Here is a 26,317-nt window from a genome sequence, read left to right on the forward strand (position 1 = left end):
TCGGATAGTGATGAGATTTGGTTAAGGATGCCTATGAAACAATGGATTGTTGTACTAATTGTGTTGGTCATTGGAGTGGCTGCTTATGGTTGGTGGTTTGGCGCGCCAGAAGAGCCAGCGGTTAGTACCGCGCAGATTGCGCAGCCGGTTGTGCAAGAAGAACAACCAACACTGGCCGAGCCAAAATCCGTCGAGTCCCCAAAGCCCCCATCCCAAGAACTGGATTTGACGCAATTTATCGATGTTCGAGGTCCCGATCTAGGTCTTGCACTAGTTCGGTCGACACCTGATTTTCATAAGCGTGTGGAGTTGTTGTTAGCTCTGATAGAAGAGCAACATTTAAACGTTAATGAAACGATAGACTGGATAGTCGGCAACGAGACAATTACACCCATTTGGGTGGCATTTGAGATCAGTCGCGGCAACATTACAACAGCACAGTTTCAACGGTTTTTGGACTTAGGTGCAACACTGCAGCGCAATGATTTCTACGAAGACGAGATCGGGTATGTGATGAATAAGGATATTCTGTCGACCTGGTACGATGAAGCGGGCCTTGGGCCGGAAGATCATCAATACATGTTTGACCTGGCGCTACTACGGGGAAATGCGGAGTTAGCGGAATTAGTTTGGGTAGATAAGGGTGGTCGCTTTGATCAAGTGCAACTTTCAAAAGAGTCAGTGCAGAATTTCATGAACGACTATCAAGGTGTTCAACCTCTAAACGAGGAAAAGCTGGCAGACTTGGTAAAGGGAACGACATACGGGGATGTAATATTCGAAGCCATTATCACACGTCATTTGAATAAGATTGCTCGGATTGAACTGCTGAAAGATTATGGCAATTTGAACTCGTCTCAGAGAGAACAACTTGAACATTCCGAATCTGTAATGCTCAGTGACCTCGATATCATGCGGAGAATTCTGGCAAAAGCCCGAGAGCATTTTGCAGAGCAAGCGAAAGCTCAAGACTGAGTTGAGCTAAGATCCAACATGTAGCGTATTAATTGCAATGAACAATTGAAGCAATAGGTAAAGGTATGCTGATACGTTGGTTGATGGCATTGATAACGCTAACTATGGTGGGCACGGCAATGGCTACAGAAGAGCCGAAATACGAAGTGGTCGGCAAGTTTGGTGATATTGAGCTGCGTTTGTATGAGCCCATGATCGTCGCTGAAACCTGGGTTGACGGTTCAATGGATGACGCTTCCGGTCGCGGCTTTCGCCTGATTGCTGACTATATCTTTGGCAATAATACAGCTGTTGCAGGTGGTTCACGCGAAATTCCAATGACCGCACCGGTTACTATGGAACCCGAATCGAAAAAAATTAGCATGACAGCTCCGGTAACCATGGAAGAGCAAGAGGGTCGCTGGCGCGTACATTTTGTCATGCCAAGTTTGTACACCATGGAAACATTACCTGCACCGAACAATGACGCCGTTAAATTGCGCGAAATCCCGGAAAAATATTATGCCGTGATTCAGTTTTCTGGCTTCGCTGGTGAGGAGAAAGTCGCGAAGAAAACGGCAGAGTTGATGGCCTTTCTTGCCGAACGTGAACTTGAGCCATTGTCGGCTCCAGAGCTAGCCCGTTATGATCCTCCGTGGACATTGCCCTTTTTCCGCCGCAATGAAGTCATGGTTGCTTACGCCGCCCAATAATTCCTAATTATTCCCCAATATTCCTAATTATTCCTGGTTTCCACTGGCTTTTGGCCGGTGGAATCAGGTATGGTCACATTTCAACAAGTTCGCAACAATCAGAACTCGACTTTCACCGAAGGAATTTTTGATCATGAAAGCTGTAATAGGTGTTGTACTAGCATTGATGTTGGCAGTCGGTATCTACATATCTCTGACCAATGATGCTGCGCAACCCACGTTAGTAGCCTCGCCAGAGCTTAAACCGTTGACTCCAAGTGGAACAGCTGAACAAGTCAAGCAGTCGCCAACTGAATCTACCGCGTCTGGTGATAGCAAAGTGGCGCCTGAGCCCACTCCGTCAGCAAAAATACCTGATGAGCTCGCCGCCATTGCGGAGTTGAGCGGACAGGAATTAATGTCGGAACTGATGAAGTACAGTGGTGACGTTCAGTCGACCGTTGAAAATGTTTTATTGTTGATTGAAGCTGGCTTAATCAGTGTTGACGAGCGGCTCTTTGAGTTTGGGGGGAATCGAGCACTGACCCCGATGGGGATGGCAGTCATGCTGACACAAGGGAACTTAACAGTAGAGCATTTTGATCGATTCCTAGCGGCTGGCGCGGAACTTTATCGCGATGATATGAATTCAACTTTTATTGCAATGGTCGATCAACCCGAGGTTATGAGTGTTTGGTACAAAGAGTTGGGTTATGGGCCTGAAGACCACAAAGAGATGCTAAGTGGTGGGCTGGTGATGGGAAATGCTGCGCTAACAGAGATGATTATGCAGGAGAAAAATGGCGAATTAGATCAACTCGAGTTTGAAGAATTTCCAGTCAAGATGGTCATGGCGCAACTCAAAAGTTTGGAATCAGTAAGCCGCGAAAAGTTAGTCGAAAACCTCGGAAATGCCGAAGAGGGCACCGAGCAAATTGCCGCGGACATGGCGATTGCGCGATTGCAGAACAACCTCGACCAAATTGAAATTTTACGGCGTTATGGCAATCTTGATGACGAGCAACGCGCAAACTTAGATGCTGCTTATGAAAACGCTCAAAACGCAATTGATATTGTGACTGATATTGTTGCCAACATTGATAGTTAAGAAAGACAGGACGAGATTAGCTGGTATGACTTGCAGATCTCAATTTCGTGTCTCATAGTGACTAAGATCAATAGCATCGAATTCGCCTGATTATCATTAAAAGTGCAGGACTATGCCTTCACGACAGCAACTTAAGCAAGTTATCAAAATTCAATCTGAAACCGCTAAGCTTGGGCTCGACCTTGGTCGAGTCATGCAATTCGTGGTTGAAGAAACGCTGCCTTTGGTCGGTGCTGAGGGCGCTGCCATCGAATTAGCCGAAGATGGGCAAATGGTCTATCGTGCCGCATCTGGAATTGCAGAGCCGCACTTGGGGTTGCGTCTCAACATGGAAACTAGTTTGTCGGGTCACTGCGTACAAACTGGAGAGATCCTGCATTGTTCAGATTGCTTAAGCGATGATCGTGTTGACAAAGCAGCCTGCGCGCGGATGAATTTGCGTTCAATGATTGTATTACCGCTTACCTTTCAAGACACCACGGTGGGTGTGTTAAAAGCGATGTCGACGAGTGTTGATAAGTTTTCAGAGGATGATATCGAAGCCATTGGCATGCTGTGTGATTTAGTCGCAGCCAGTATGTATTATTCGGTGAAATACGATATTGATAAATTAGTTTACCGCGCTACCCACGATTCATTAACTGGCCTAGCAAATCGTTCGCTATTTATGGATAACCTTAAAAATAGTCATCAACAAACCGAACTAGGTTACACCTCTTTGGGGTTGTTGATGCTTGATTTGGACGGTTTAAAGCAGGTCAATGACGAGCTAGGTCACCAAGCCGGTGATGCCATGATCTTAGAGTTCTCCAAACGCTTGAAGGGTGCAACTCGCAGCACGGACACGGTCGCTCGAATTGGTGGTGACGAGTTCGCGGTGTTACTGCTGCCATTCGATAAGAGCGATCAGCTCACCGCGTTTACCGCTCGCATTCATGAAGCACTTGCTAAGCCGTTAGCCTATAACGACCGATTAATTTCGATCCAGGCAAGTATTGGGAGCGCTGAGCTGCCTTCCGATGGTATCGACTTTAACCAGTTGCTTGAAGTGGCTGATCAGCGAATGTATGAAAATAAGCGTCGTCGTAAGATGAGCCAAACACCTGAATAAATGCTGTAAAAATAAGCAAAAAAATAGGGGCACCGCAAGCGATGCCCCTATCTTCTAGCAGAATCTCCCTGGCTGTTCTCCCTCAAGACCTAATCCAAAGAATCCTACTAAAAGCCGGTTTTAACCTACGCAAACCCGAACAATGGTGGGAATGCAAATACCACAATGGCTGCCCAAATGGCATATACGGGTATGTAGTTGGTTTGCCAACGTTCAATGGAATTGAACCCACTCTCATGGCGTAAAAAGCGTACGTAATGCCATGCATAGCCACTTAAACTAACCAGTAAAATCAAATTCTCGCCCAATGCGGCAACCCGATTCGGGGTGTAACCCATATCGAATATTCGTCCTGCAATTGCAAGGAGCGCCAGCACATCGACCAACAGAGCCGATATAATTAATGCCAGAAGTAGGACATCAAAGTAGCCAGTGGGTTCACCCGGATCCCGAGACGATACGGCATAAAGCACTAAACCCAAAACTAAAATGAGTAACAAATCGAGTCCGATGAGCACATCACGTTGCACATCAAAGCCTTTTCCGGTGGCTAGCATGGTGACCAAGAAGGCAACTAAAAGCAGCGTAAAGAGTGGTGTAAACACTCGCGTTAGTACCGGGGCCATATTCTCAATGGCAGCCTGCTTCGACTCAACCAGCCAGCCCGCGACAATAATCGCGCCCATAGCGCCAGCGGGCAGAATCCATTCCTGCGCGAACCACTCCACGTCGAACCCAATGAAACTAAACATACCAATGGTAAACGCCGTGAGAACACCGCCACCCAACGCCATCAGCACGTAATAGATAACAAACTCACCAGAGAAGCGGATAAAGTCCATGCGCCTTGATTGCGTGCACCACCAATCTCCGCTGTACATCACCCCTACCGCAAACCACATCACAATTGGCAAGTGTAATATTGCCAAAATTTCGGTCGAGCCTTGTGGCTCAAACGGAAAGCCGTTCATGGCTAACGCTAGCACGGTAACAATACCGGCCAAAATCACTATTCCTTGTTTGCCTAGCTGGCGCTTCCAAACAAAATAAAGCGCTAAAAATGGCAGACAGAACAGTGGCAAATTGTGCGCATAAAGTGGTGTCGAAGGGTCTTCAAAAACCACTCCAAAAGCAGCAGGCAACTTAAAAGCGATGGCAGCGCCAACCGCCAGCATCAGCACCACAATAAGTTCCAGATTGAACCAGTTCGCCCCAGTTTCCTGAGGCGCCAGAACTAAATTGCGCCATAAGCGTCCAGAGTGCACCTCGGCATATTCACGAGAAACCGATTCAATATCACCGACCCGTTTCACCGCTATCAAGAACGCTTCATCGTCATCGAGACCGGAGTTTCCCAAATGTTCAATCTGGCCTCGTAAGTGGTCTTCCAGTTCATCAATGTCTTGCGCATTAATGACGGCCCGTTGCGCTAAAAAGTTCTTCCACTCGGAAATTTTTGTTTCAAGGTCAAAAGCATCAGCATTAAGCGGGTTGGTAGCCATGATCATCACTTCCTTGCATCTTGTCGTTAAACTCTTTCCAAACTTTATTCAGCGCTTCATTGACGAGCTCCCATTGTTGGCGCTGTTCAACAATGACCTGCTTTCCCGCTGGGGTAATTGCATAGTATTTGCGTTTGCGGCCCGTATCAGCCACGCGCCAGAGCGAGCGTAAGTAGCCTTGATGTTCAAGTCGGTGCAGCAGTGGATACATCATGCCATCCGTCCAGGTGAGCGCTCCGCCCGAAAGCTCTTCTACTCGCTTCACAATCTCGTAGCCGTACGTTTCACCCTCAGCAATAATGGCCAACACTAGAGGTGTAGAGGATGCGGCCATTAAGTCTTTTGATAGATTCATTATTTATACCTAGCACTGTTATGTATAGAGCAAGTATACATAGTAGCTCTAGGTATGCAAATAGGATTGTGTGCTAAGTTAGTAGTGAACAGTGAACAGTGAACAGTGAACAGTGAACAGTAAAAGGGAAAGCATCATGTTACGGAAAATGGGGATATTTCTAGCAGCCTTAGCTTTCGGAGTTGCGGCGATTGCCGAGGAAATGCGAGCAATTGAATACGAGGCAATGTACGAGCAGTTTGTCGCGAGAGCTGAACAAGGTAAGTATGTCAAAGCAACGCCAGGCTTTACCGTGAGAGATACTGAGCTTGATTTATCGACGTTGACAGTGATTATTGAGACTCCACAGGGTGAGCGCATTGATGTGGAAATTGAGCCCGCACTTGGTGCCTCGAACTTTCCTATTGATAAGACTCTAATTGGTAGCAAGGTTCTCACCAATGCTCCGTCCGGAACTCTAGGATTCATATTGGTATATCAACTCGAACTTGAATTAACCGAAACATGGTCACGAGATGATGTCGTCGGCAGTATCGAGGAGTTTCAAGAAATCAGAGACCAGCTTGGCTTTTTTGCGCGATTAGTAGCACCCGATTTAGCAGGCTTTATTGTTATGTTTGATAACGACGAAGCTCCTACTGCGACTTTTGCAGGTGAAACTATCGAGGGAAAAGACTCGCAATTACTCCTTCCCATAGAGTCAGTTCGAGAAGATGATTTTTCAGAAATTATATTTTCATCGGTGCCAAGCGAAATCTATTTTTACCTGAATTAGCCAATGAAAGACTGGCTCGAGTCGGCAGCGTGACGCAATAAAGTCGTCACGCACGGGTCAGCTCATGGCATACCATAAGCGCATTGATGGGTTATTGAGAACAAGCAGATGAGACTAAACGGCGATAAGATCAAATCTCTGCGTATGGCAAAGGGATGGTCACAAGAGCAGCTGAGCGAAGCGAGCGGACTCAACTTGCGGACGATTCAGCGTTTGGAAAAAGGTGGTGTGGCAGCTCTGGAGTCAGGTCGAGCTCTAGCAGCGGTTTTCGAAGTCGATTTATCGACACTCATTGTAGACGAAGAGCAAGCGACCAAGCCTGCAGCGTTTCGCAAGGCGATTGAGCATGCATTCACTCACTATGCTGAGTTCAATGGAAGCAGCAGTCGCTCGCAGTATTGGTGGTTCTTTTTGTTTGTGTTGATAACCGTAGGTGTGGCGGATTTGATTAACGTGGTGCTAGCCAGCGTAGTCACTTTATTACTGGCATTGCCATTGCTAGCAGTGGGGACGAGGCGTTTGCGCGATGGTGGTCATAGCCCGTGGTGGCAGTTGTTATTAATTGTACCGTTTGGGCAAGTCGTCGTATTGATTTTATATGCGATGCCAACACTCGAAGAGCGCCCATAAAAAAGCCCGCCGAAGCGGGCTTCCAGGGAGAACTCTTAGTTTCGAACTTCGATATCGTTCGAGATTGACTCGACACCTTTGATACCCTCAGCAAGTTGCTCGGCTAAGTCACGTTCCGCATCACTCATGACAACACCGCTTAGAACCACATTCCCATTAATGGTTTCAACATTAATATCTAATGCGCTCACTTGTTCAGCTTCTGCGAGTGCAGTTTTAATCCGAGCGGTAATCGCAGCATCACTCATGTAATCACCGGCTTTTTCTGCACTGCCACGTGCGTATTCAGCAGCAGCTTTACCTGCTTCCTGAATTTGCTCAGCAGCATCATTGGTCGTATCTTGCACGCGTTGCGAGTCTTCCTCACTGCAACCCGCAAGGGCCAATGAACCGAGGGTCACGGCGCCGACTATCATGATCATTCTTGTAAATTGCATCACTAACCTCCTGTGTTTGAAGCACGTTCATCAAAAACGTTACTACTTAGTATAGACACTCCACTCTCGGTCATAGCATATTTACCCATTCTTTGCGGTCGCTCACGTTTACTTAGCTGTATTCGCCAGACGAATCAGATAATCTGCAAGTGCGCCCATGCCAGTTCGTTCACCGCCAGCGCGCTGTTCAGCGCCACTGTTGTAGTTGGTATTCGTGTTGACGTCGTACACATACAGTTGACCCGCTTCATCTTCTATAAACTCTATACCGGCGACATCCACATGTGCTTGCTGCATAAAGGTTTTGAGCTTCTCGATCACGTCATGGGTATTGTAGCGATCAGTCAGGGTAAATTTATGCTCATTGGCTACAGGTTCCTCTGTTGTCGGACAGAATGAATCACCAATATCGCAGACATCTGCAGGGCACAATTCAAATCCGTCTTCGGTATTCACTTGCACCGTGTAAATGAACTGACGACCAACAAATTCGGCGCGAGTGATGTAAGGCGCTTGCGGGCGTACGTATGCTTGCAACAACCAAATTCCATCGAGTGGTTCGGCGTAGTCGGTGCCACTGACAAATTGCTCAAGTGCAGCTAATGAGTCGTAACGTGCAACGCCAAGGCCCTTTCCGCCACGGTTTGGTTTTAAGATGAGTGGCCACTGATTAAATGCAGTTGCAGCGGCAACAATTTGGTCGCGCCCAACTACGGCGCGCGTTGCGGGAACCTTGAGACCTGCTGCTTCTAACGCACGATATTGCGACAACTTACAGGTTTCGAGTGCCAATGCTGGGGTGCCATTAACAACCGTTCGACCATATTTTTCCAACCAAGTGAGCGCCATACGAGTTAACTCCGGCGCGAACCTATGGCCACGAGTGTGTGATGAGGCACTCATGCGGTTGTAATAAACAGCATCGTCAGGAACACTGTCATACGCAATCACACCGCTATCTAAAAACCATTCTTTGGCTTCCACGCCGCGTGCTTTAAACGCAGCATGAAGAGGCACAACCCATTCTTCATTTTCATGCATGATCACAATTGGACGCATGTATTCGTACTCCAAACTCAAACTGACAGATGATTAGTGTAACTTACTGCGTAAAAATCCTTTGGATCTTCGCGTTATAAGTTATGAGTGAGATATTTCCTGCTAAGATAAGCACTTCAATGAACCTTCACTGAACAACAAAGGGCGCTACCATGAAATGGATGATATACGGAGCCAATGGCTACACGGGTGAACTGGTGTTGCAATATGCCAAGACCCTGGGCGAACAGCCGGTATTAGCTGGCCGTAATCGCGCAGCTATTGAAGCGCTGGCGGAACAACATCAGTTACCAGCGTGCGTTGTTGACTTAGCCGATACCGCAGCACTGCAAAAGGCTTTAACCGATGTTGATTTAGTTGTTCACTGTGCGGGGCCTTTTGATGTCACCGCCAAACCGATGATTGAGGCTTGCTTACAAACCAAAACACACTACCTAGATATTACCGGTGAGCTGAATGTGTTCGAATACGCGCATAGTCGTCATGATGATGCAGTGCGCGCGGGTATTGTCCTGTGTCCCGGTGTTGGCTTCGATGTTATTCCAACGGATTGTGTTGCCGCCCAGCTGAAAGAAAAGATGCCTGATGCAACGCATCTGACGCTAGGTTTTGATTCCGCGTCACGCATGAGCCGAGGCACAGCAAAAACCAGTGCGCGTAAGCTCGGTGACGGCGGCGCCGTTCGAAAGGATGGCAAGATCATGTCGGTGCCATTGGCTTATCGCACCCGAAAAATTGATTTTGGTGGTGGCGAAAAATTGGCAATGACCATTCCGTGGGGCGATGTATCGACGGCTTATCATACGACTTCTATTCCGAACATTGAGGTGTATATTCCAGCCTCACCGCGGCTGGTGAAACGTTTGCAGCGAATGAATTGGTTTCGCTGGTTGCTGCGCATGAAACCGGTACAACGCTGGCTTGAGAAAAAAATTGAACAACAACCCGCAGGTCCTGATCAAAAGCAGCTCGAAAATGCGACCACCCACGTTTGGGGTGAAGTTCGCAATCAGGCTGGCCAAGTTGAGACATTGCGTCTAGAAGTATTGAACGGCTATAAGCTAACGAGTCGTGGAGCCGTTGATGTCGCAATGCATGTGCTTGGCAATCAACCTACCGGCGGATTTTATACACCGTCGAAGCTTTGTGGCGCTCAGTTAGTTAACCGCTATGTCGTCGACCGATAGAATAAAGGATTGAAGAAAAAGGAATTCTTATGAAACGTTCTTTTTTGCTGGGATTACTGGTTGCCGGTATCATCGGTAACGCGTCACTCGTTCATGCACAAGATACTGCTGAAGAGGAGTTCGATGGCGTTGAAGAACTCGAAGAAGAAATCAGTGTGGTCGATCTAATTGGTACATTCTGGGAGCTTGGAGCCGAACAAAAGCGAGGTGTCTATGAGCTGCGCACTTACCGCCCCAACTTCATCCTGCCGGTGCACCATAGCTCAGATATTAATAAGCAGCCGACCTCACCCACACGCGGTGACTCAGAACGCATTGAGAACTACAAACCGAACGAAGTAAAACTGCAGTTATCGCTTCGGACGAAGATTTTTGAGGATATCTTTCTACCAAATGGCGATATTTGGGTGGCTTATTCACAGACCTCACTCTGGCAAATGTATAACTCGGATGATTCATCGCCGTTTCGCAGCACCGACTACAATCCCGATGTGTTTTATGTGCTTCCCGTAACGCAAGAATTCGATTTCTTGCCGGGTAAAGCACAAGTGCGGATGGCTAAGTTTGGCTTTGCGCATCAATCAAATGGTCAGCGTAAGCCCGATAGTCGCAGTTGGAACTACTTTCATTTCGGCGGCGTCGCGGAATATGGTGATGTCATCTGGGAGAGCTCTTACAAGCTGCGAGTGAATGAAACGGGTGATGATGACGATAATCCCGATTTAGTGAACTACCGAGGTAACTTCGAAAATACCTTTTCGTGGATCAATGGCACCAGCACATATAGCCTCAAGCGCACGTCGCCATATTTGAGCTTTAGTCGTGGTTCTTGGCAAGTTGATTACACGCGTCCGGTGAGTTCAAAGAATCCCGACGGTTTACGTTTTTATATCCAAATATTCTCAGGTTATGGCGAATCTTTGCTGGACTATAATCACCGTCAAAACCGAATTGGTTTTGGATTTCTACTTCTCAATATATAAGTGACAGTATGACTGACAATTACTTATTGAAGCTCTATCACAAGGTCTTGAAATGGCCCTTTGGGCGGCAATTGTTTTCGCGTCTGTTCGCCAGTAAAGCGCCCTATTTCAAAAGCATTAAGCCGCTCATTATTGAGTTACGGCCAAATTTCTGTGAGCTCACTATACCGAAACGCAAAGCGGTTCAAAATCATATTGGTACCGTTCATGCTATCGCGCTGTGTAATGGCCTAGAAATGGCGATGGGTGCGGTTGCCGAAGCCAGTATTCCGAAGCACTTACGCTGGATCCCAAAAGGCATGACTGTGAATTACACCGCGAAAGCCGACAGTGATATTCGTATTACTGCTGAAGCTGATCCAAATGGCTGGAAAGTAGGTGATCTCGATGTGGCAGTGAATGGTTATCGGCAAGATGGAACGACTGTTATTACCGGTACTATCACTATTTATATTTCGGAAAAGCCAGCAAGGAAGTCGTCATGAGTGCATTACCCGCGTGCCCCCAATGTGGATCTGAGTACGCTTACGAAGACGGCGCGTTACTCATTTGTCCGGAGTGTGGACATGAGTGGAATGCGAGCGAGCCTCTTGCTCAAGGAAAGGTATTTCGCGATGCCAATGGCAATGAATTGCAGGATGGCGACACCGTGACCGTGATCAAAGATCTAAAAGTAAAAGGCTCGTCTTTGGTGGTAAAGGTCGGCACTAAGGTGAAGAATATTCGTCTGACTGAAGAGGGTGATCATGACATTGACTGTAAAGTGGATGGCATTGGTCCAATGAAACTGAAAACCGAATTTGTGAAGAAAGCTTAGGTTCACTCAAGCAGCGCACGGAGTTCGCTTTCAATGGCAAACACGTGCGCATCATGCGCCTCGAGCTCGCGCAGCGCCTCAGCAAGTTTCAGTAAATACTCACTGTTGGGTCCACTCGGACCTTCAGAGTGTGCAATATGCGCCGCGATTTCCGCTTCCGTTGCAGCGCCTAAGTATGCCTCATTATCGGGACCTGCTACATAAACAAGTCCTTCTACCGACTGGCCATCGTCAAGCCATTCAAACTCTGTGAAAAACCTGAGGTAGCCATTTTTTTCACGATGGTCGAGATGAGCAAACACCGCTGGTGTGACTTCATAGGCCATTCCAATACAGTTGGCTTCAGGTGCTTCTATTAAAGTCGCAACACGACCGGGTGACACGGGTGTTCCACGGTGGTCATGAGACCCCTGCCAAAAGCGTCGCTCCCACCCATGAATACGGGCGGGTCGTCGCTGTAGGTAAGGAAAATCGGCTTTGTAGATCAACGAGCCATAGCCGAATAGCCACACGGAATCGAGGTGATCGAGTGGCTGAGCTTGTTGATTTTGCTCAATAGTATTGTGCGACATAATGGCACTGAGTATAACATGAGGTAGCACGCGGTTCAGTGAACGAAAGTGCATAAGGTGTAACCAAACGAGGCAGCGCAATGGAACATAAAATACCACCCCCAATAGTTATGGTCATTGTTGGATTACTGATGTGGCTCACTGCACATTGGTTCCCGATGGAGGCCTGGCACTTTACCGATTTGCAGGGTGCTGCGAGCGCCTTTTGGGCGGTTGGTGCCTTGGTTGCTGTTGCTGGAGTGGTGGAGTTTCGGCGCGCCAAGACTACCGTAAACCCACTGAATCTCGACAAATCTACGCAGTTGGTTTCGGGTGGCATTTATCGTTTTACTCGCAACCCAATGTATTTAGGTATGTTACTCATTCTGGTTGGTTGGGCTATTCACCTTCAGCACATTGGCGCATGGCCATGGCTTATTGGCTTTATTCTATTCATCAACCGCTTTCAAATTGAGCCGGAAGAACGGGCTATGACCAAACTATTTGGTGAGTCTTACGTTGACTATTGTAACTCAGTCCGACGCTGGTTTTAATGATTCAACAATGCGCCAGCGAGCTAATGCTGGCGCGGTCAAGCTAGTCAAATACAAGTGCTCACCCACTTCAATTGCCCCCGTGGTTTGCGGATAGTTAGTAGCCGGATCTTGCAAGTTCTCTAGTACTCGGCCATCGCCATCAATGGCAATCACGTGCGCATAATCTGTAGCTTTAGGGCGCAAAAAAGCCGGTAAGCGCTGTGCAATTTTACGCACGCCAGGGTATGCCGCCATGTTGTCGAGGAAATCGTTCCGTGGTGATACCAAGCCGACCCAATAGCGACCGTCGTTACCGCGATTCACGTTGTCGGGAAAACCTGGCAGGTTATCAAGAATGATCTCCATGGTTCCTTGCTGCGGACCATTCAGCCAATACTTAAGTATCCTGTATTGTCCGGTTTCGACCAGAAGTAAGTAGTTACTATCATGGCTTACCGCCACACCATTGGCAAACTGCAATCCATCCAATAGTACGTCTGTCTGGTTGGTGGCCGGATTGTAGCGGAGCAAACGACCATTCCCGCCGTGTTCCATGATATCGAGCAAACTAGCTTCATAAGTTCCACCGAACTCTTCAGCACCAAATTTAGTCGAAGCATCGGAAAAGTAAATCATCCCTTCGGCATCTACATCCACATCATCCGCGTAGCGAATAGGGCTGCCTTCCGCCTCATTAGTCAGTGTTTCTACCACGCGGTCGTTGGTGATCCGTAAGAGCCCACGATAGGCGTCTGCCACCAGCAGTCTCTGGTTACGATCAAATTCAATACCGAGCGGACGGCCATGGGTTTGCGCAAAAAGCTCCCATTCATTGGTGTTCATAGCGCGACGTAAAATGGCGCCGCTTTTAACCGTAATGTAGAGATTTCCGTCGCTATCCAGCGCCAAATCCTCCGGCCCCGACTCGCCACCAAGAGACTCGAGCTCAATGGAGGTGAGCTCCGAGTTTCGTTCGAAAGCGCCGGTGTAGCCTTTGTTCTGTGGCGCATTCCATGCTTGTGGTTGAATGGCAACAGGCCATGTGAGTAAGTACAGGATCACTAGAACGATAATACCGAGTGCCCACTTCCACATGTATAGATCTCCGAGAGTAATTAAGTGCTGATTTAGACTAGTCTATTTACTTAAATTGAGCAGCAAAAAAGTCAACATATGCTATAACTTAGTTCTACATGATTCAGCGAAAGGACCTATGCTTGCGCGGTTATTTTTTATACCAAATTAAATGTCTAGTTTGGATAGTCATAGTGCTGCTTTTGACAGGCACAGTGCAAGCACAATCAACGCCTTTGATTCGTATTGGGGTTTATGAAAACCCACCTAAATTAAGTTACACCGACTTTCAAATGACCGGTATTTTTGGCGATGTCATCTTCGCAGTGGCTGAGCGCGAGGGTTTTCAACTTGAGCCGGTTTCGTGTGATTGGCAGCAATGTTTGGAAATGCTGGAACAAGGCCAGATTGATCTGATGCCTGATGTTGCGATTGACCAATTGCGTAGTCGTCGGTTCGCATTTCATCGGGTGCCCGTGCTACGCAGTTGGTCCCAGTTGTATGGCTCTGATGATGTGAACGTTCGTAACTTGCTCGATTTAGATGACTTACGCATTGCGGTATTAAAAGACTCGGTCCAAGACTTGTACTTGCGGAATTTAACCGAGAGCTTTGATTTAAGTACCATTTGGGTCAGTGTCACAAGTTTTGAAGCAGGCTTTCAAGCTGTTGTTGAGGGGCGTGCCGACTTAGTGGCCGCCAACCATCATTTCGGTGACATGCGAGCTCGACAACTTGATCTATTTGCTACGCCCGTTATTTTTCAGCCGTCGAGGCTTTATTTTGCTGCCTCGCGCGGTGGTCCCGCAGAACCGTTGTTACCCATAATCGACAGTTATTTGGAAGCGTGGCAGCAAGACCCGAGTTCACCCCTCAATCAATCTCTGGAGAAATGGGGACTGTATGCACCTCCGGCGGCAATTCCAGACTATGTCATTGTAGCGTTGATCGCTTTTGGTCTTGCGCTGATCGGTGCGTTAGCGTTTGTGTTTACATTGAGAGGCCGAGTGCATGTGAAATCCACTCAGCTTCAGCTTTCGGAAAACCGCTTCAGCACCATACTCAACAGTGTCGAGGCCTACATCTATATCAAAGATCGAGATTTGCGGTACCAATATGCGAATCGTATGGTAGCTGATCTATTGCAAACCACCGAAACCGATATTATTGGTAAGACAGATAACGATTTCTTCGACGAAAAGACGTGCGCCAATTTACGAGCCAATGATTTGCGGGTCATTAAGAAAGGCGAACGAGTCTCTGACGAAGAGACAAGCGTAACGGCTACGGGTGAAAAGCGTAGATTTTTGTCCACTAAAATTCCGTTAATGGATGCCCGTGGCAATGTTTACGCATTAAGCGGTATCTCAACCGATATTACGCAGCATTTGCATATTCAAGAGCAGCTCAATCATGCTCGCTTCTACGATACTGTTACAGGCTTAGCGAATCGGCGACTCCTATTAGACCGACTGGAGCATGCGCTAGCAAATGCGCAGCGAACTCACTATGAGGGCGCTTTGTTAGCGATCGATTTACATGATTTTTCAGTGGTGAACGATGCTTTCGGACATCAATTCGGTGACCAATTGTTGCAAGAAGTGGCGCGCCGAATAGAGCGCCTGATTGACGAGGCAGATACGGCTGCACGACTCGGTGCCGATGATTATGTGGTGGTGCTTGAGAATCTCAATGGTGATCGCGAGCAAGCGATACTGGATGCTCGGCAATGGGCTCATGCGCTCATCGAGCTGTTACGTGAACCCATTGAGATAAAGGGCAAACAATATGTCACGTCAGTCAGCATTGGCGTCGCTATGTTTTCAGACACCGAAGGCGGCGTTGAGGTATTACTGAGAAATGCTGATTTAGCGTTAGCCGATGCCAAGCTCGAGGGACCGCATACCATTCGGTTCTTTAACCCGTCCATGCAAGAAAATGTGAGTCGACGCCTGCATTTAGAGTCAGCCATGCGCAATGCTCTTGAAAACAACCATTTTCACTTCTTTGTGCAACCCCAGGTCGACAGCCAGCACCATGTCACTGGTGTTGAGCTATTAATGCGTTGGTCTGATGCAGAGTTGGGCTATGTGCCACCCAGCGAATTTATTCCAGTGGCTGAGGCAACTGGTTTGATTGTGCCTATGGGCGAGTGGTTGTTGAGTGAGGCTGCACGCCTCATGCAGCGCTGGCAAGAAGATCCGCTCCTACGTGATCTCACCGTTGCGGTGAATATTAGTGCGAAGCAGTTCCGCCATGCCGGCTTTGTCGACATGATCAAACGCCTGATTCAGCAACCTAATGTGAATGCTTCATTGCTTGAGTTGGAAATCACGGAGAGCATGTTGATCGAGGATGTGCAAAACACGGTTCGTCGTATTTCCAAACTCAATGAGTGGGGCGTGCGTTTCTCGTTGGACGATTTTGGCACAGGCTATGCATCATTGTCCTACTTGAAGCAATTACCGATTTACCAATTGAAGATCGACCAATCATTCATTCGTGACATTCTCACAGACACCAACGATGAAATTATTGTCAGCACTATTCTTGGCTTAGGTCGGAGTATGGGGCTGGAGGTGATTGCAGAGGGGGTCGAAACGGCTCAACAAGCTCGGCGTTTAAACGAAATGGGTTGTGCGAAATACCAAGGATTTCATTTCGGCAGACCGGCCTCCCCAGTTGAGTGGGAGGCGCGGCTGCGTGAAAGTAGACTGACTATTTATGCAGGTGGTAGTTGAAGCGTTAGCCGCTGTGGCAGAACGTTCACAAGTCCAGCGCGAACATGATGCCAAAACACCGAGAGCAACAATAGGCCCGTACCAATAACCAACCCGATAATCGCGGTGCCGAGGTCAACAATACCAAAGCTATTCAAAACGTTACTGAATACGTAAATCACATAAGCCAGTGCTGAAACCATCAGCGCTCGGCGGTCAATGACCAATGAAACACAACCAATCACCAAATACAGCGCAATCGTGATCAACGCTTGGGTGACACCAATAGAGAAGTCTCCCTGAGCCAGCGTGCTAAAGATTGGGTGCACTAGTAGCGGAGCCGCAAGTAAGTGAAGCCAAAAAGCCACGTCAGAGCGGCGCGTTTGTCGCTCAAGATCGGAGCGATCCCATTTTAACGCAAGGGCAAACACCAAGAGTCCTGAGACAAAGAGTGCTCCCTTCAATAACGTGTCGGAAAACGCAAAAGTCATTGCCAATAGAGACATAATGACGCCAATGACGGCAGCAATTCCGGCTGCGAGCGTGATGGGTACTTGAAAGCGAAACCAATGTGCAGTGGCCACAAGCGCGGCAACAATAAAGGCAACCAGCGGTGCTTGAGGTCCCTCTTGACTAAATACTGGCATCAGGCTCATTAAGGTGCCGAAAAACGCGCCAGTTAAACAGGCGCCCAAGAATACAATGGAGGGGAGTGCCATGCGGCGAATGCGCGTGAAATACTCCGCCATACCCCAACCCGCAACCAGCACAAAGAGACCGCCTAGCCAAGGCGCGGCAGTATTCCCTAAGGTCCACAATGCGGCGAGTGCAAGCACCGCGGCAATCACAACAAAGATATCGTTAAAGCCTGTGATCAGTCGAAAGTGCTCTTCATCCGCAATGGAGGTTGAGCGATTTTTTTCCACATAATGTCGAAAAGCGCTCGCAGTCGCCTCCGGCACAACACCCTCGCGCACTGCATTGGATAAGTCGTCTTCGGTATACATATACTTACTCCTAATAAGGTAGGTACATAGCCATGTACGAATACCCACTGTCAGTTTTATACTGGCACGAATGTTTCATATCTGCGAATAGTAAGCGTAACAAACTATTGCATCTTTTTTGACTAGGCCAAGCTGCGGCAAGGAGACCTATGAGCTCACATCATCACCATCATCATGGTGGGCATCATCATCATCATCATGATGCTGCTAGCGGACGCATTGGCTGGGCCTTTGTCATAAACCTGTGCTTCACCATTATTGAGTTTATTGGAGGCATCTTAACCAACTCCACTGCAATTATGGCCGATGCCATTCACGACTTAGGCGACAGCCTAGCGCTGGGCAGTGCATGGTTATTGCAAAAGCTTGGGCAAAAAGACGCGAACCAATCACTCACATATGGCTACCGCCGACTCTCATTAGTAGCTGCATTCATTAATGCGGTGGTGCTGGTGGTTGGCTCTATCGTTATTCTAACGATTGCGATTCCTCGGCTGTGGGATCCGGTCATGCCACATGTACAAGGAATGTTGTGGCTGGCAGTGTTAGGCATGCTGGTTAATGGTTATGCGGCCTATAGGCTCAGCGCAGGTAAAACACTGAATGAGCGGGTCATGAACTGGCATCTTATTGAAGATGTGCTGGGTTGGGCCGCTGTGCTTGTCGTGTCTATTGTATTGATGTTTGTGGACCTGCCGATACTGGACCCAATTCTATCCATTGCGTTTACCCTGTTTATTCTGGTCAATGTAGTAAGGGCTTTGGGCTCGACGATAAAAATTTTCCTGCAAGCTACACCAGATCCAGCTTTGTATCCAGCCATTGAGGAACGGTTGCGAGCGTTAGAACCAGTCGCTGATGTACATCACTTGCACATTTGGTCTCTTGACGGTGAACATCACGTCTGTACCGCACACTTGGTGCTGCGCAGCGAGCTGACTGCAGCTCAGCAACTGGCGTTGAAACAGGACGTGGCGGACCAGCTTAAACCTTTTGAGCTGGCGCATACCACCATTGAGTTTGAATTGCCCGACGAATTGTGTCGCGATGCCGATTAGACGAGTTACATCCAGCGCCGCCGGTCGCTAGCAACAGCATGTACGTACCGAGCTTGTAACTCGAGTGCTTGATTCAATGGGTAGTACTCCAATGTTTCCGAGCCTGCCGCCGTATGAACTTTGACATCCGCAAAGCCAAGCAGACGTAACCAAGGTGACTCGGCAACATCAATATGCTGTGCTTTATAAAGTGGATACCACGTTTCACGGCGGCCAAACACTCCGCGGCGAACCACCAGCCAGCCATCGATTTCAGCGTAGGTTTTGTAGTGCCAGCGCGCTATTGCATAGGCTTGTAGTAACAGCCATACCGCAGTAATTACAGTCAGCGCCAGGACAAAAGAGTCCGCTTGGAAGTAAAAAATAACCGCAGCCACCGCAAAGAGAATGGCCAACCATAACGCCGGCGAAATAAGGCTCAGTTGTGAGAAACGATGGAACGTTGCCTGGTTGCTATCCGGTAAGCGCAACCAATCACGCCATTGCTGCACTTGCTCTGGTCTCAAAACCGGAATGGTGAACTGTGTTTTGGCTTGCCCTTGTCCTGCAGCCATGGGCTGTAATTGTCCTACTCGTAGGGTTGAACGCTCCAACAAGCGAGCCCGCAAATTCTGATGAAAACGCACTTTCTGCAGTTTATGGTAGCGAAAACTTAACGTCCGAATACTCAGTAGTCCGCCACGTGCCTGAAAGCGATTATCGCGAACCGACACCGTAAGATTATGGTACTGAACGACACTGAGAAATATTGCAGCAATAAAGAGCAGTGCAATAAAGCCAGTTACTATGCCGCCGTAGATCCACCAATTGCCTTCTTGTAAAAAGCTAAAGTTAGCCACCAACCAGTCACCGGCTTGGTCATAAAAGTCGTCGAGTTGACTAAGCGGGTACAGTAACAGCGCCAGCAATAGGAACACACGGTTATCAATAATGCCGGCGCGAATCAGCTCGCCGACGCTGAACGTCTGTTGTTCACTATCAGCGAGATCAACCTGCTCGCCCTGCTCGCTAGTCTCAGTGCGAAGGGTCTGAGCCAACATCTGCTGGCGCAACTCTAGGGCATACGCGACTTTCAGCCCGGGGATTTCGACTTCTTTACCCGCTGAGCCAGCGCTATCGACCCGCAGAACTGTGCGGCCAAGTGGTCGAAAATACCAAGTCTCATGCAATTCCGCTTGCTGAATACGGTCATACTTAAGGGTGAGGTTCTTCTTACTAAATACCCCCATGCGGATGTGCACAGCGTCATCCGTTACTGCAAACAAGAAAAAGCGATGCGTCAAAATAGCATTGATGATGGTAAACACAATATAGCCACCAGCTAGCGCGTAGGGCAGCCATTTTTGTTCACTAACTAAGATAACCGTCAGTAGCGGAATAAAATTCGAGAAATTTGTCACCAACTGCTTAAAGGCTTTGAGCAAGAAGAACACCACGGTGACCAGCGGTGTCCGTTGCCAAACAAGCTCAGTCATTCTGTGCCTCGTCAACATCTGCGATAGGCTCAGGCTCATGAGCAATAGTTTGCATCAATTCCGCTTTGATTCGTTCTGCTTCGGCGAGTGCGAGTCCTGGAATGCTTAAGTCGGCACCGCCGCTACCGGCTGTAAATACCGCCACGCGACCTAAACCAAAGAATCGGTCAGTAAGCCCCTGTCGAACTTCGGCGTGTTGGATGCGGTTTAACGGCACCGCGCGGGAGTTGCGCCACAAGGCGCCACGGCGCAGGTGCAAGGCTTCAGAAGTTTCAGCGTAACCGGTAAAGCGATAGCGCCGAGGAGCCCAGAAAAAGGTGAAGAAGAGCGTGACCAGAGTCCAAATAATGCCAACTATCCAAAGCGAATCAAACCAACTCGCAGTGCGATTAAAATAGTAAATCGGTAGGAAAATGGCACTGATCAGCACCATGTCAATGAGGCTTAAAAGTTGTAATTGTTTTTGGTAAGCAGGCTCAACATGTCGCCAGGCAATCGTCATTTTGATCTCTTCCTCGGTTGAATCGCTATTGAACGTCCATATGTAGTAGAGAGCATACTGCAATTTAATCACTGACCGATAGGAGTAACCCATGAAAATCTTAATGATTTTGACTTCGCATTCTGAACTAGGCGACAGTGGACATAAAACGGGGTTTTGGGCAGAAGAGTTTGCGGCGCCTTATTACGCCTTTAAGGACGCCGGAGCAGAAATTACATTAGCCTCACCAACAGGCGGTCAACCACCCATTGATCCAAACAGTCAGCAGGCGGATGCACAGACCAATGCAACCGTTCGTTTATTTGAAGATGAGGCCGCATTGGATCAATTAGCGACCACTCTCAAGCTCTCTGAAGTGGATGCAAAAGAATTTGATGCCGTGTTTTACCCAGGTGGACATGGTCCGCTGTGGGACTTAGTCGACAATAAGGAATCAATTCGCTTGATCGAAAACTTCTGGCAGCAGGACAAGCCAGTTGCAGCGGTATGTCATGCCCCAGCGGTGCTGGTGAATGCCAAGGCTTCATCGGGCGAACCTCTGGTGAAGGGCAGAAAAGTGAGTGGCTTTACCAACTCTGAGGAAGAAGCGGTTGGACTGGCAAATGTCGTGCCGTTTTTACTGGAGAATCGCTTACGTGACTTAGGTGGTGACTACCAAAAAGTTGCGGATTGGCAGCCATTGGCGGTTGTTGATGGACGCTTGATCACAGGCCAAAATCCTGCGTCATCGGAGGCTGTCGCTGCAGAGTTGATCAAACAACTCCGCAGCTAAACACCTCGGCTAGTAGCGGCGGGTGACGGATACACCCGCCCGCAGTTCGCGCCCGACACCGGGCTCGAAAGCGCGGCCACTGCCCTGATTTACTACCACCGAACCGACGTAATCTCGATCCCCAACATTGTGTAACTTGAGCCATGGGGATATGGACCACTGCTGTCCCACATGCTCGTACTGCACAGCAAAGTGCCAAAGCACATGACTGGGTGCAATGACCGCATTATCATCAGTTGCAACAACATCCCCGCGGTAGTCCATGGCTAATTGCACTCGGAGGGGGTGCGGCAATGGTTGCCAGTTCAACTGCCCATAAGCTTGCTGCTCGGCAATACCCGGTAAACGATTGCCGTCACTGTAGGTCGCATCCAACCACGTGGCGGAGAAACGTGCATCGAGCGTGTCACTCAAGGTCCAATCGGTTTGCAGCTCAACGCCGCGGCGCTCCGTACGTTCAGCATTCACATACGTCGTCCGACCGTCGTTGCTCTGATCCACCACAATTTCGTCGCTGGTATCGATTTGAAAGGCACTGAGTTGTCCGCGCAATTCGGGACGCTGCCATTCAATGCCCGCTTCCCACTGCTGATTCTTGGCGGGACCTAAGTCTTCATTAATACCAGTGGCATCATTTTGGTAAGCCAGTTCTGTCAATGTTGGAGTTTCGAACCCGCGTCCGCGAGCAATGAATAGACTCCAGTCATCATTGAGCTGGTAACTCGCACCGAGACTCCAACTGGTGGCTTGCATCGACAATGCGCCGCTATCTTCCGGGTTCACACCAGGCACCACAAAATAATCGTCAACACTGAAGTCGACTTCGTTGTAGCGCACCCCTGCTTGCCAGCTAAGAGCTTCGGTCTGTTGCCACTCGGCAAGGGTAAACAGTGATTGACTGGTAACAGTACCCAATTCATCGCGACGCACATCGCCACGGCTACCAAAGTCATTTACATAACCAAAGCGACGATCATCTTGGTCGGCCCAAGCTCCACCAATGGTTAACTTAATGGTGTTCGCGAGCGGCATGGTCATTGCCGCATCAATTCCTGTAAACGCACGCCGCAAATCAATGACTGCCCCTGAACTGGTGAGGTCACTGCCGGGAAATGGAAGATATTGTTCGATGTCCCGCCAACCGCGCCAAGCGCTGACATGCCACTGTTGCTCTGCACCAGTGCCAAGGACTGTAGCGGAAACTTGCTGGTGATGAATGGATTTACGGGTATTGAAGCGACTCGCACCACCGAAAGTTTGCTCAGGGTCAGCACGCCAGTCTGTTGGGGTGAGTGAACCAGGATCTTGGAGTAACGGTGCATCATTGTCATCAGCGCGGACAATGAGCCGCATGTCGTCGGTAAGTTGTCGATACCAACGCAGTGCTAACTGATCGCGCTCAGCGCTATTCTGGTCACGCGGACCATCGGTCCGCAGTCGAGCGCCAACCACACGTATCGCGTCGCGCTCACCTACCCAATCATTTTGTACCAGCCAGCGTGACGTAGAGTTTGCGCCAGCTAATGCGTCAACACGCAGTTGGCTTATTTCAGGAGTCTGACTGCGCCAATCAATAACGCCGCCTGCAGCATTGCCGTAGATACTCGCTAGCGGTCCGCGTAATACCTGCACGTTATTGGCTTCGTCGAGTAAGATGCTGGATGTCTGTGCTTGCCCATCTGGCATTGATAATGGAATACCATCCAGACGCAATAATACGCCTCGTACGCCAAACGCAGAACGGGCGCCAAAACCGCGTAGTGTAATGCGGGTGTCTTGCGCATAGTTTGCGCGCTGGTCACTCTGTACTCCGGCGATACCTTGCAGCAGCTCGCCAGCATCAATGCGTAATCCGGGCAATTGTTCGTCAGTACTAAGATTACTGACTGCCGCTGCCGTATCACGTTGTGATTGTGGCGCCGCTTCGGTCACCACAATCACTTCATCGGCTTGTTGTTGGGCGTATCCAGAACTACTAGCACCGGCAACAGCCAGTGCTATCAGGACATGTCGCATAATTACTCCGCAGGCTTGATTTGAACTAATGAGCCATTACGGTCATCGGTAATGACGTAAATATAGCCATCGGGACCTTGCTCAATGTCGCGAATACGACCGACGCGGTCAGTCAGCAGCGCCTCTTCGTGCATGATCCGCCCGTCTTCCATATCTAAGCGCGCTACTTGCTGGCCGCGTAACGCACCAACAAATAGGTCGCCTTGCCATTGCGGGAACGCGTCGCCGGTGTAGAACATCATGTTTGAGGTAGCGATTGACGGCACCCAGTAATAAAACGGTTGTTCGGTTCCGTCTTTGTGCGTTTCGCGAGTAATGATGCTGTTGTCATAATTGACGCCATAGGTCACTACTGGCCAACCATAGTTACTGCCAGCCTCAGGGATGTTGATCTCATCACCGCCTTTCGGACCGTGTTCGACTGTCCATAACTCCCCGCTATCCGGGTGCAACGCTGCACCTTGTACGTTCCGATGCCCGTACGACCAAATTTCAGGTAACGCACCATCGGTATCAACAAATGGATTATCTTCTGGGACGCCGCCATCCGGCCATATACGGACTACTTTGCCGTGGTGATTATCCAGCGTTTGCGCATCTTGCATGCGCGAGCCACGGTCACCTAAGGTAATGTAGAGGTGTCCTTCGGGTGAGAACACGAGGCGCGAGCCGAAATGCTGGCGACTGTTGTATTTCGGGGCTCCGCGAAAAATAACTTCAACATTTTCGAGACCATTATCACCGAGTTCGCCGCGTGCAACGGCTGTGCTGTTGCCGTCACCGCCAGCAGGGTCTGCCTCAGAGTAGCTTAAATAGACCAATTGGTTTTCGGCGAAGTCAGGATCTATCGCGACATCAAGTAAGCCGCCTTGGCCGACCGCCACAACTTCCGGAACACCGGTTAAAGTGCGTGTCGTGCCGTCGAGTTTCACGTGTTTCAGTGCGCCACCTTTTTCGGTGATGAGCAAGCTGCTGTCAGGCAAAAAAGCCATGCCCCAAGGATTAGCCAAACCATCAACTAATGCATTCACTTCAATAGAATAGCGCTCGGTCTCGAGAGTGGCTGCTTGCGTCGTGCCGATTGATGCTGCTACCGCCGCTGCCAATAAACTACTGAGAATTGGTATGGTCTTCATAGGTACTCCTTGCTGAATACAGTCATAAGTGTGATTGTAAATATAGAGCAAATCCCTAATTGGATTAAATTTTTTACGTAATACTTGGCATAAATTCGTCCAATGTCCGAGTATGTAAGGTAGACGACTTATCGATTCAGTCGTTTTGTTTCGGTTCGACGTTCGTATTTTCTTATCACAAGAAAGGAGCACGACCATGCAAAATCGTATTGCAAAAAGTATCGCCGTAGCAGTTATCGCTACGCATCTAGCCGCTTGCGGAACCATCCTCTATCCAGAACGTAAGGGACAAGTTAGTGGAAAGATTGACGCTGGTGTCGCTGCGCTAAATGGTATCGGCTTGTTATTTTTCCTGGTACCGGGCGTGATTGCGTTTGCCGTGGACTTTAATAACGGCACCATTTACTTGCCAAATTCGACGAGTGTGGATGGCGAAGATGACGGTTTACGCGTCGTTCAAGCGCATCCGAATTTAACGCCGAATGAACTGCAAGAAATTATCGAAAAGGAAGTTGGTGAACCGGTTGATTTGAGTAAAGCGCAAGTGGAATCGCGCACTGCTCCAGATCAAGCGAGTATTCAACAAGAGTTAAACACTCGTACTGCTCCGTAACTGGGCTTATTGCTACTGGAGCAACCGCTCCGGTAGCAAATCCGCGATACACTCCGCGAGCTTTCTGAACGTTTGACGGCGATTAGTCGTCGGCCGATAAACCAAACCGATTTCCCGACTCGCTTGCTGTCCTTTGGGCTGCAGGGCGACCAAATCAGTCCCATTCAAGATACCGCGGTCTATGGCCATTTGCGGAATAAAGGTGGCACCTCGGCCGGCGTCAGCCATTTGCACTAGGCTATGTAAACTCGTTGCTGTAAATGGATTGATTTTCACCGACTCGGCGAGTTCACAAGCGGCAACAGCATGCCCAGTTAAACAATGTTCGCGTTCCAGCAGAAAGATTGACTGGTCGGGTAGTTGTGAGTAATCGATGGGCTCTGCTAACGACTCAGCGAGCTGTTTGTGCATCACCAATTTAAACGGGTCGCGTCCGAGCACATAAGATTGATTTCCTTGGATATCCATGGGTAGTGCGAGAACGACTACATCGAGCTCACCGTTTCGAAGTAAGTGCAGCAAATTTGCCGTTGTATCTTCACGAATATTCAAACTCAACTTATTGTAGTTGCGCTGCAAACTCTTGCTTAAGTCGCCGAGAATAAATGGCGCTATGGTTGGAATACAGCCCATCCGTAAGGGGCCTTCCATAATTTTGCCTTGGCTTTGTGCGAAATAAAGCAATTCTTCGGTCGCGGTCAAGATTCGGCGAGCCTGATCGACTACTTCCTCACCCATTCCGGTAAATAAAAATGACTTATGATCACGTTCAATGAGCTGGCAGCCTAATTGCTCTTCTAAATTCTGAATGCCGCTGCTCAGTGTTGACTGACTGACATGACAGGCTTGCGCCGCACGATTAAAATTTTGGTGCTGATGCAGTGCGAGCAAGTAGCTGAGGTTTTTTAAGCTGGGTAATTTACTCATAGTTACTCTCGCGTGATCGGATGAAAAAAATGAATTGATAATTCCGATTATCATAATCCCCTTTATTCGTTTTCACAAATCAAAGCGGCGCTCTATACTTAGCGCCTTGTTGAAATCCATGTTGTTCTTATCCCTGAATTTAGGCACTCCCCCACACTGATAGTGCCCTCTGGTGTCGTTACATACGGCACCTTTTTTTTACCTGTTTTTTGGCTGTTTTTTGTCTAGTCATTGTCACATCGCTGTCACATCTGGCCGTTATAGTGTGTCTCGACTTCCCTGAGATCTGGTTGTTACCTTGGACCCGTGCCTGCGAGCAC

Annotated in this window: 27 protein-coding genes; 15 read left to right on the plus strand and 12 right to left on the minus strand. The window is 48.8% G+C overall.

What is annotated here, in order from left to right:
* Positions 1-33 precede the first annotated feature (33 nt).
* From CWE22_RS08655 to CWE22_RS08670, 4 genes are all read left to right on the plus strand, one after another.
* Positions 34-975, plus strand: coding sequence for a hypothetical protein (locus CWE22_RS08655; protein WP_169930919.1), 942 nt, complete (start codon positions 34-36; stop codon positions 973-975).
* A 65-nt stretch (positions 976-1,040) separates the two neighbouring features.
* Positions 1,041-1,667 (plus strand): SOUL family heme-binding protein, encoded by a 627-nt coding sequence (locus CWE22_RS08660; protein WP_211618643.1) that lies wholly within the window; start codon positions 1,041-1,043, stop codon positions 1,665-1,667.
* A 133-nt stretch (positions 1,668-1,800) separates the two neighbouring features.
* Positions 1,801-2,754: a hypothetical protein gene (locus CWE22_RS08665; RefSeq protein WP_169930920.1), complete on the plus strand. Its 954-nt coding sequence runs from the start codon at positions 1,801-1,803 to the stop codon at positions 2,752-2,754.
* 112 nt (positions 2,755-2,866) lie between these two features.
* On the plus strand, positions 2,867-3,865 hold the full coding sequence (locus tag CWE22_RS08670) for a sensor domain-containing diguanylate cyclase (RefSeq protein ID WP_169930921.1): 999 nt from the start codon (positions 2,867-2,869) through the stop codon (positions 3,863-3,865).
* Between the two features lie 125 nt (positions 3,866-3,990).
* Here CWE22_RS08670 and CWE22_RS08675 read toward each other — a convergent pair whose 3' ends face one another.
* Together CWE22_RS08675 and CWE22_RS08680 are read right to left on the minus strand one after the other, a co-directional pair.
* A complete protein-coding gene (locus CWE22_RS08675; RefSeq protein ID WP_169930922.1) occupies positions 3,991-5,367 on the minus strand; it encodes a permease prefix domain 1-containing protein in 1,377 nt (458 codons plus the stop codon).
* Positions 5,348-5,722: a PadR family transcriptional regulator gene (locus CWE22_RS08680; protein WP_169930923.1), complete on the minus strand. Its 375-nt coding sequence runs from the start codon at positions 5,720-5,722 to the stop codon at positions 5,348-5,350. The genes CWE22_RS08675 and CWE22_RS08680 overlap by 20 nt, the downstream gene beginning before the upstream one ends.
* 136 nt (positions 5,723-5,858) lie before the next feature.
* Between CWE22_RS08680 and CWE22_RS08685 the strand changes: the two genes are divergently transcribed.
* Together CWE22_RS08685 and CWE22_RS08690 are read left to right on the plus strand one after the other, a co-directional pair.
* A complete protein-coding gene (locus tag CWE22_RS08685; protein WP_169930924.1) occupies positions 5,859-6,497 on the plus strand; it encodes a hypothetical protein in 639 nt (212 codons plus the stop codon).
* Positions 6,498-6,605: 108 nt separating this feature from the next.
* The gene (locus CWE22_RS08690; protein ID WP_169930925.1) at positions 6,606-7,127 is read left to right on the plus strand and encodes a DUF805 domain-containing protein; all 522 of its coding nucleotides are present in this window, start codon (positions 6,606-6,608) and stop codon (positions 7,125-7,127) included.
* Positions 7,128-7,162: 35 nt separating this feature from the next.
* Here the strand turns inward: CWE22_RS08690 and CWE22_RS08695 are convergent, their stop codons facing one another.
* Both CWE22_RS08695 and CWE22_RS08700 read right to left on the minus strand, forming a co-directional pair.
* On the minus strand, positions 7,163-7,564 hold the full coding sequence (locus tag CWE22_RS08695) for a BON domain-containing protein (protein ID WP_169930926.1): 402 nt from the start codon (positions 7,562-7,564) through the stop codon (positions 7,163-7,165).
* 108 nt (positions 7,565-7,672) lie between these two features.
* Positions 7,673-8,623 (minus strand): ATP-grasp domain-containing protein, encoded by a 951-nt coding sequence (locus CWE22_RS08700; RefSeq protein WP_169930927.1) that lies wholly within the window; start codon positions 8,621-8,623, stop codon positions 7,673-7,675.
* Positions 8,624-8,775: 152 nt separating this feature from the next.
* Between CWE22_RS08700 and CWE22_RS08705 the strand changes: the two genes are divergently transcribed.
* The 4 genes from CWE22_RS08705 to CWE22_RS08720 are packed head-to-tail and all read left to right on the plus strand — an operon-like array spanning position 8,776 to position 11,610.
* On the plus strand, positions 8,776-9,810 hold the full coding sequence (locus CWE22_RS08705) for a saccharopine dehydrogenase family protein (protein WP_169930928.1): 1,035 nt from the start codon (positions 8,776-8,778) through the stop codon (positions 9,808-9,810).
* Positions 9,811-9,839: 29 nt separating this feature from the next.
* Complete coding sequence (locus tag CWE22_RS08710; protein ID WP_169930929.1) at positions 9,840-10,793, plus strand: phospholipase A; 954 nt, start codon at positions 9,840-9,842, stop codon at positions 10,791-10,793.
* Positions 10,794-10,801: 8 nt separating this feature from the next.
* Complete coding sequence (locus CWE22_RS08715; protein ID WP_169930930.1) at positions 10,802-11,278, plus strand: hotdog fold domain-containing protein; 477 nt, start codon at positions 10,802-10,804, stop codon at positions 11,276-11,278.
* Positions 11,275-11,610 (plus strand): zinc ribbon domain-containing protein YjdM, encoded by a 336-nt coding sequence (locus CWE22_RS08720; protein ID WP_169930931.1) that lies wholly within the window; start codon positions 11,275-11,277, stop codon positions 11,608-11,610. The genes CWE22_RS08715 and CWE22_RS08720 overlap by 4 nt, the downstream gene beginning before the upstream one ends.
* A gap of 2 nt (positions 11,611-11,612) precedes the next feature.
* Here CWE22_RS08720 and CWE22_RS08725 read toward each other — a convergent pair whose 3' ends face one another.
* Positions 11,613-12,182 (minus strand): gamma-glutamylcyclotransferase, encoded by a 570-nt coding sequence (locus tag CWE22_RS08725; protein ID WP_169930932.1) that lies wholly within the window; start codon positions 12,180-12,182, stop codon positions 11,613-11,615.
* Positions 12,183-12,262: 80 nt separating this feature from the next.
* On the opposite strand from CWE22_RS08725, the gene CWE22_RS08730 reads away from it, so the two are divergent.
* On the plus strand, positions 12,263-12,715 hold the full coding sequence (locus CWE22_RS08730) for a methyltransferase family protein (protein WP_169930933.1): 453 nt from the start codon (positions 12,263-12,265) through the stop codon (positions 12,713-12,715).
* Here CWE22_RS08730 and CWE22_RS08735 read toward each other — a convergent pair.
* Positions 12,695-13,792, minus strand: a complete 1,098-nt coding sequence (locus tag CWE22_RS08735; RefSeq protein WP_169930934.1) for an SMP-30/gluconolactonase/LRE family protein — start codon at positions 13,790-13,792, stop codon at positions 12,695-12,697. The genes CWE22_RS08730 and CWE22_RS08735 overlap by 21 nt on opposite strands.
* Positions 13,793-13,965: 173 nt before the next feature.
* On the opposite strand from CWE22_RS08735, the gene CWE22_RS08740 reads away from it, so the two are divergent.
* Positions 13,966-16,512 carry an EAL domain-containing protein gene (locus CWE22_RS08740; RefSeq protein WP_169930935.1) on the plus strand — a complete coding sequence of 849 codons (2,547 nt, stop codon included), beginning with the start codon at positions 13,966-13,968 and terminating at the stop codon, positions 16,510-16,512.
* Here CWE22_RS08740 and CWE22_RS08745 read toward each other — a convergent pair.
* A complete protein-coding gene (locus CWE22_RS08745) occupies positions 16,494-17,498 on the minus strand; it encodes a hypothetical protein (RefSeq protein WP_169930936.1) in 1,005 nt (334 codons plus the stop codon). The two genes, CWE22_RS08740 and CWE22_RS08745, sit on opposite strands and share 19 nt — an antisense overlap.
* Positions 17,499-17,647: 149 nt before the next feature.
* Here CWE22_RS08745 and CWE22_RS08750 point away from each other — a divergent pair, with 149 nt between their 5' ends.
* Positions 17,648-18,556 (plus strand): cation diffusion facilitator family transporter, encoded by a 909-nt coding sequence (locus tag CWE22_RS08750; RefSeq protein WP_169930937.1) that lies wholly within the window; start codon positions 17,648-17,650, stop codon positions 18,554-18,556.
* A gap of 5 nt (positions 18,557-18,561) precedes the next feature.
* On the opposite strand, the gene CWE22_RS08755 is transcribed toward CWE22_RS08750, so the two are convergent.
* Together CWE22_RS08755 and CWE22_RS08760 are read right to left on the minus strand one after the other, a co-directional pair.
* Positions 18,562-20,031: a PH domain-containing protein gene (locus CWE22_RS08755; RefSeq protein WP_169930938.1), complete on the minus strand. Its 1,470-nt coding sequence runs from the start codon at positions 20,029-20,031 to the stop codon at positions 18,562-18,564.
* Complete coding sequence (locus tag CWE22_RS08760; protein ID WP_169930939.1) at positions 20,024-20,533, minus strand: PH domain-containing protein; 510 nt, start codon at positions 20,531-20,533, stop codon at positions 20,024-20,026. Before CWE22_RS08760 ends, CWE22_RS08755 begins: the two co-directional genes overlap by 8 nt.
* 91 nt (positions 20,534-20,624) lie before the next feature.
* Here CWE22_RS08760 and CWE22_RS08765 point away from each other — a divergent pair, with 91 nt between their 5' ends.
* Positions 20,625-21,305 (plus strand): type 1 glutamine amidotransferase domain-containing protein, encoded by a 681-nt coding sequence (locus CWE22_RS08765; protein ID WP_169930940.1) that lies wholly within the window; start codon positions 20,625-20,627, stop codon positions 21,303-21,305.
* A 9-nt stretch (positions 21,306-21,314) separates the two neighbouring features.
* Here the strand turns inward: CWE22_RS08765 and CWE22_RS08770 are convergent, their stop codons facing one another.
* Together CWE22_RS08770 and CWE22_RS08775 are read right to left on the minus strand one after the other, a co-directional pair.
* Positions 21,315-23,321 carry a TonB-dependent receptor family protein gene (locus CWE22_RS08770; RefSeq protein ID WP_169930941.1) on the minus strand — a complete coding sequence of 669 codons (2,007 nt, stop codon included), beginning with the start codon at positions 23,319-23,321 and terminating at the stop codon, positions 21,315-21,317.
* A gap of 2 nt (positions 23,322-23,323) precedes the next feature.
* Positions 23,324-24,457 carry a PQQ-dependent sugar dehydrogenase gene (locus CWE22_RS08775; RefSeq protein WP_169930942.1) on the minus strand — a complete coding sequence of 378 codons (1,134 nt, stop codon included), beginning with the start codon at positions 24,455-24,457 and terminating at the stop codon, positions 23,324-23,326.
* 196 nt (positions 24,458-24,653) lie between these two features.
* Here CWE22_RS08775 and CWE22_RS12095 point away from each other — a divergent pair, with 196 nt between their 5' ends.
* Entirely contained in the window at positions 24,654-25,070 is a 417-nt protein-coding gene (locus CWE22_RS12095) for a hypothetical protein (protein WP_211618645.1), read from the plus strand.
* A gap of 12 nt (positions 25,071-25,082) precedes the next feature.
* Here the strand turns inward: CWE22_RS12095 and CWE22_RS08785 are convergent, their stop codons facing one another.
* Complete coding sequence (locus CWE22_RS08785) at positions 25,083-25,997, minus strand: hydrogen peroxide-inducible genes activator (RefSeq protein ID WP_169930943.1); 915 nt, start codon at positions 25,995-25,997, stop codon at positions 25,083-25,085.
* Between the last annotated feature and the right edge of the window lie 320 nt (positions 25,998-26,317).

It is taken from the genome of Pseudidiomarina aestuarii (assembly GCF_003987355.1).
In the GTDB taxonomy this organism is placed as follows: Bacteria; Pseudomonadota; Gammaproteobacteria; order Enterobacterales; family Alteromonadaceae; genus Pseudidiomarina; species Pseudidiomarina aestuarii.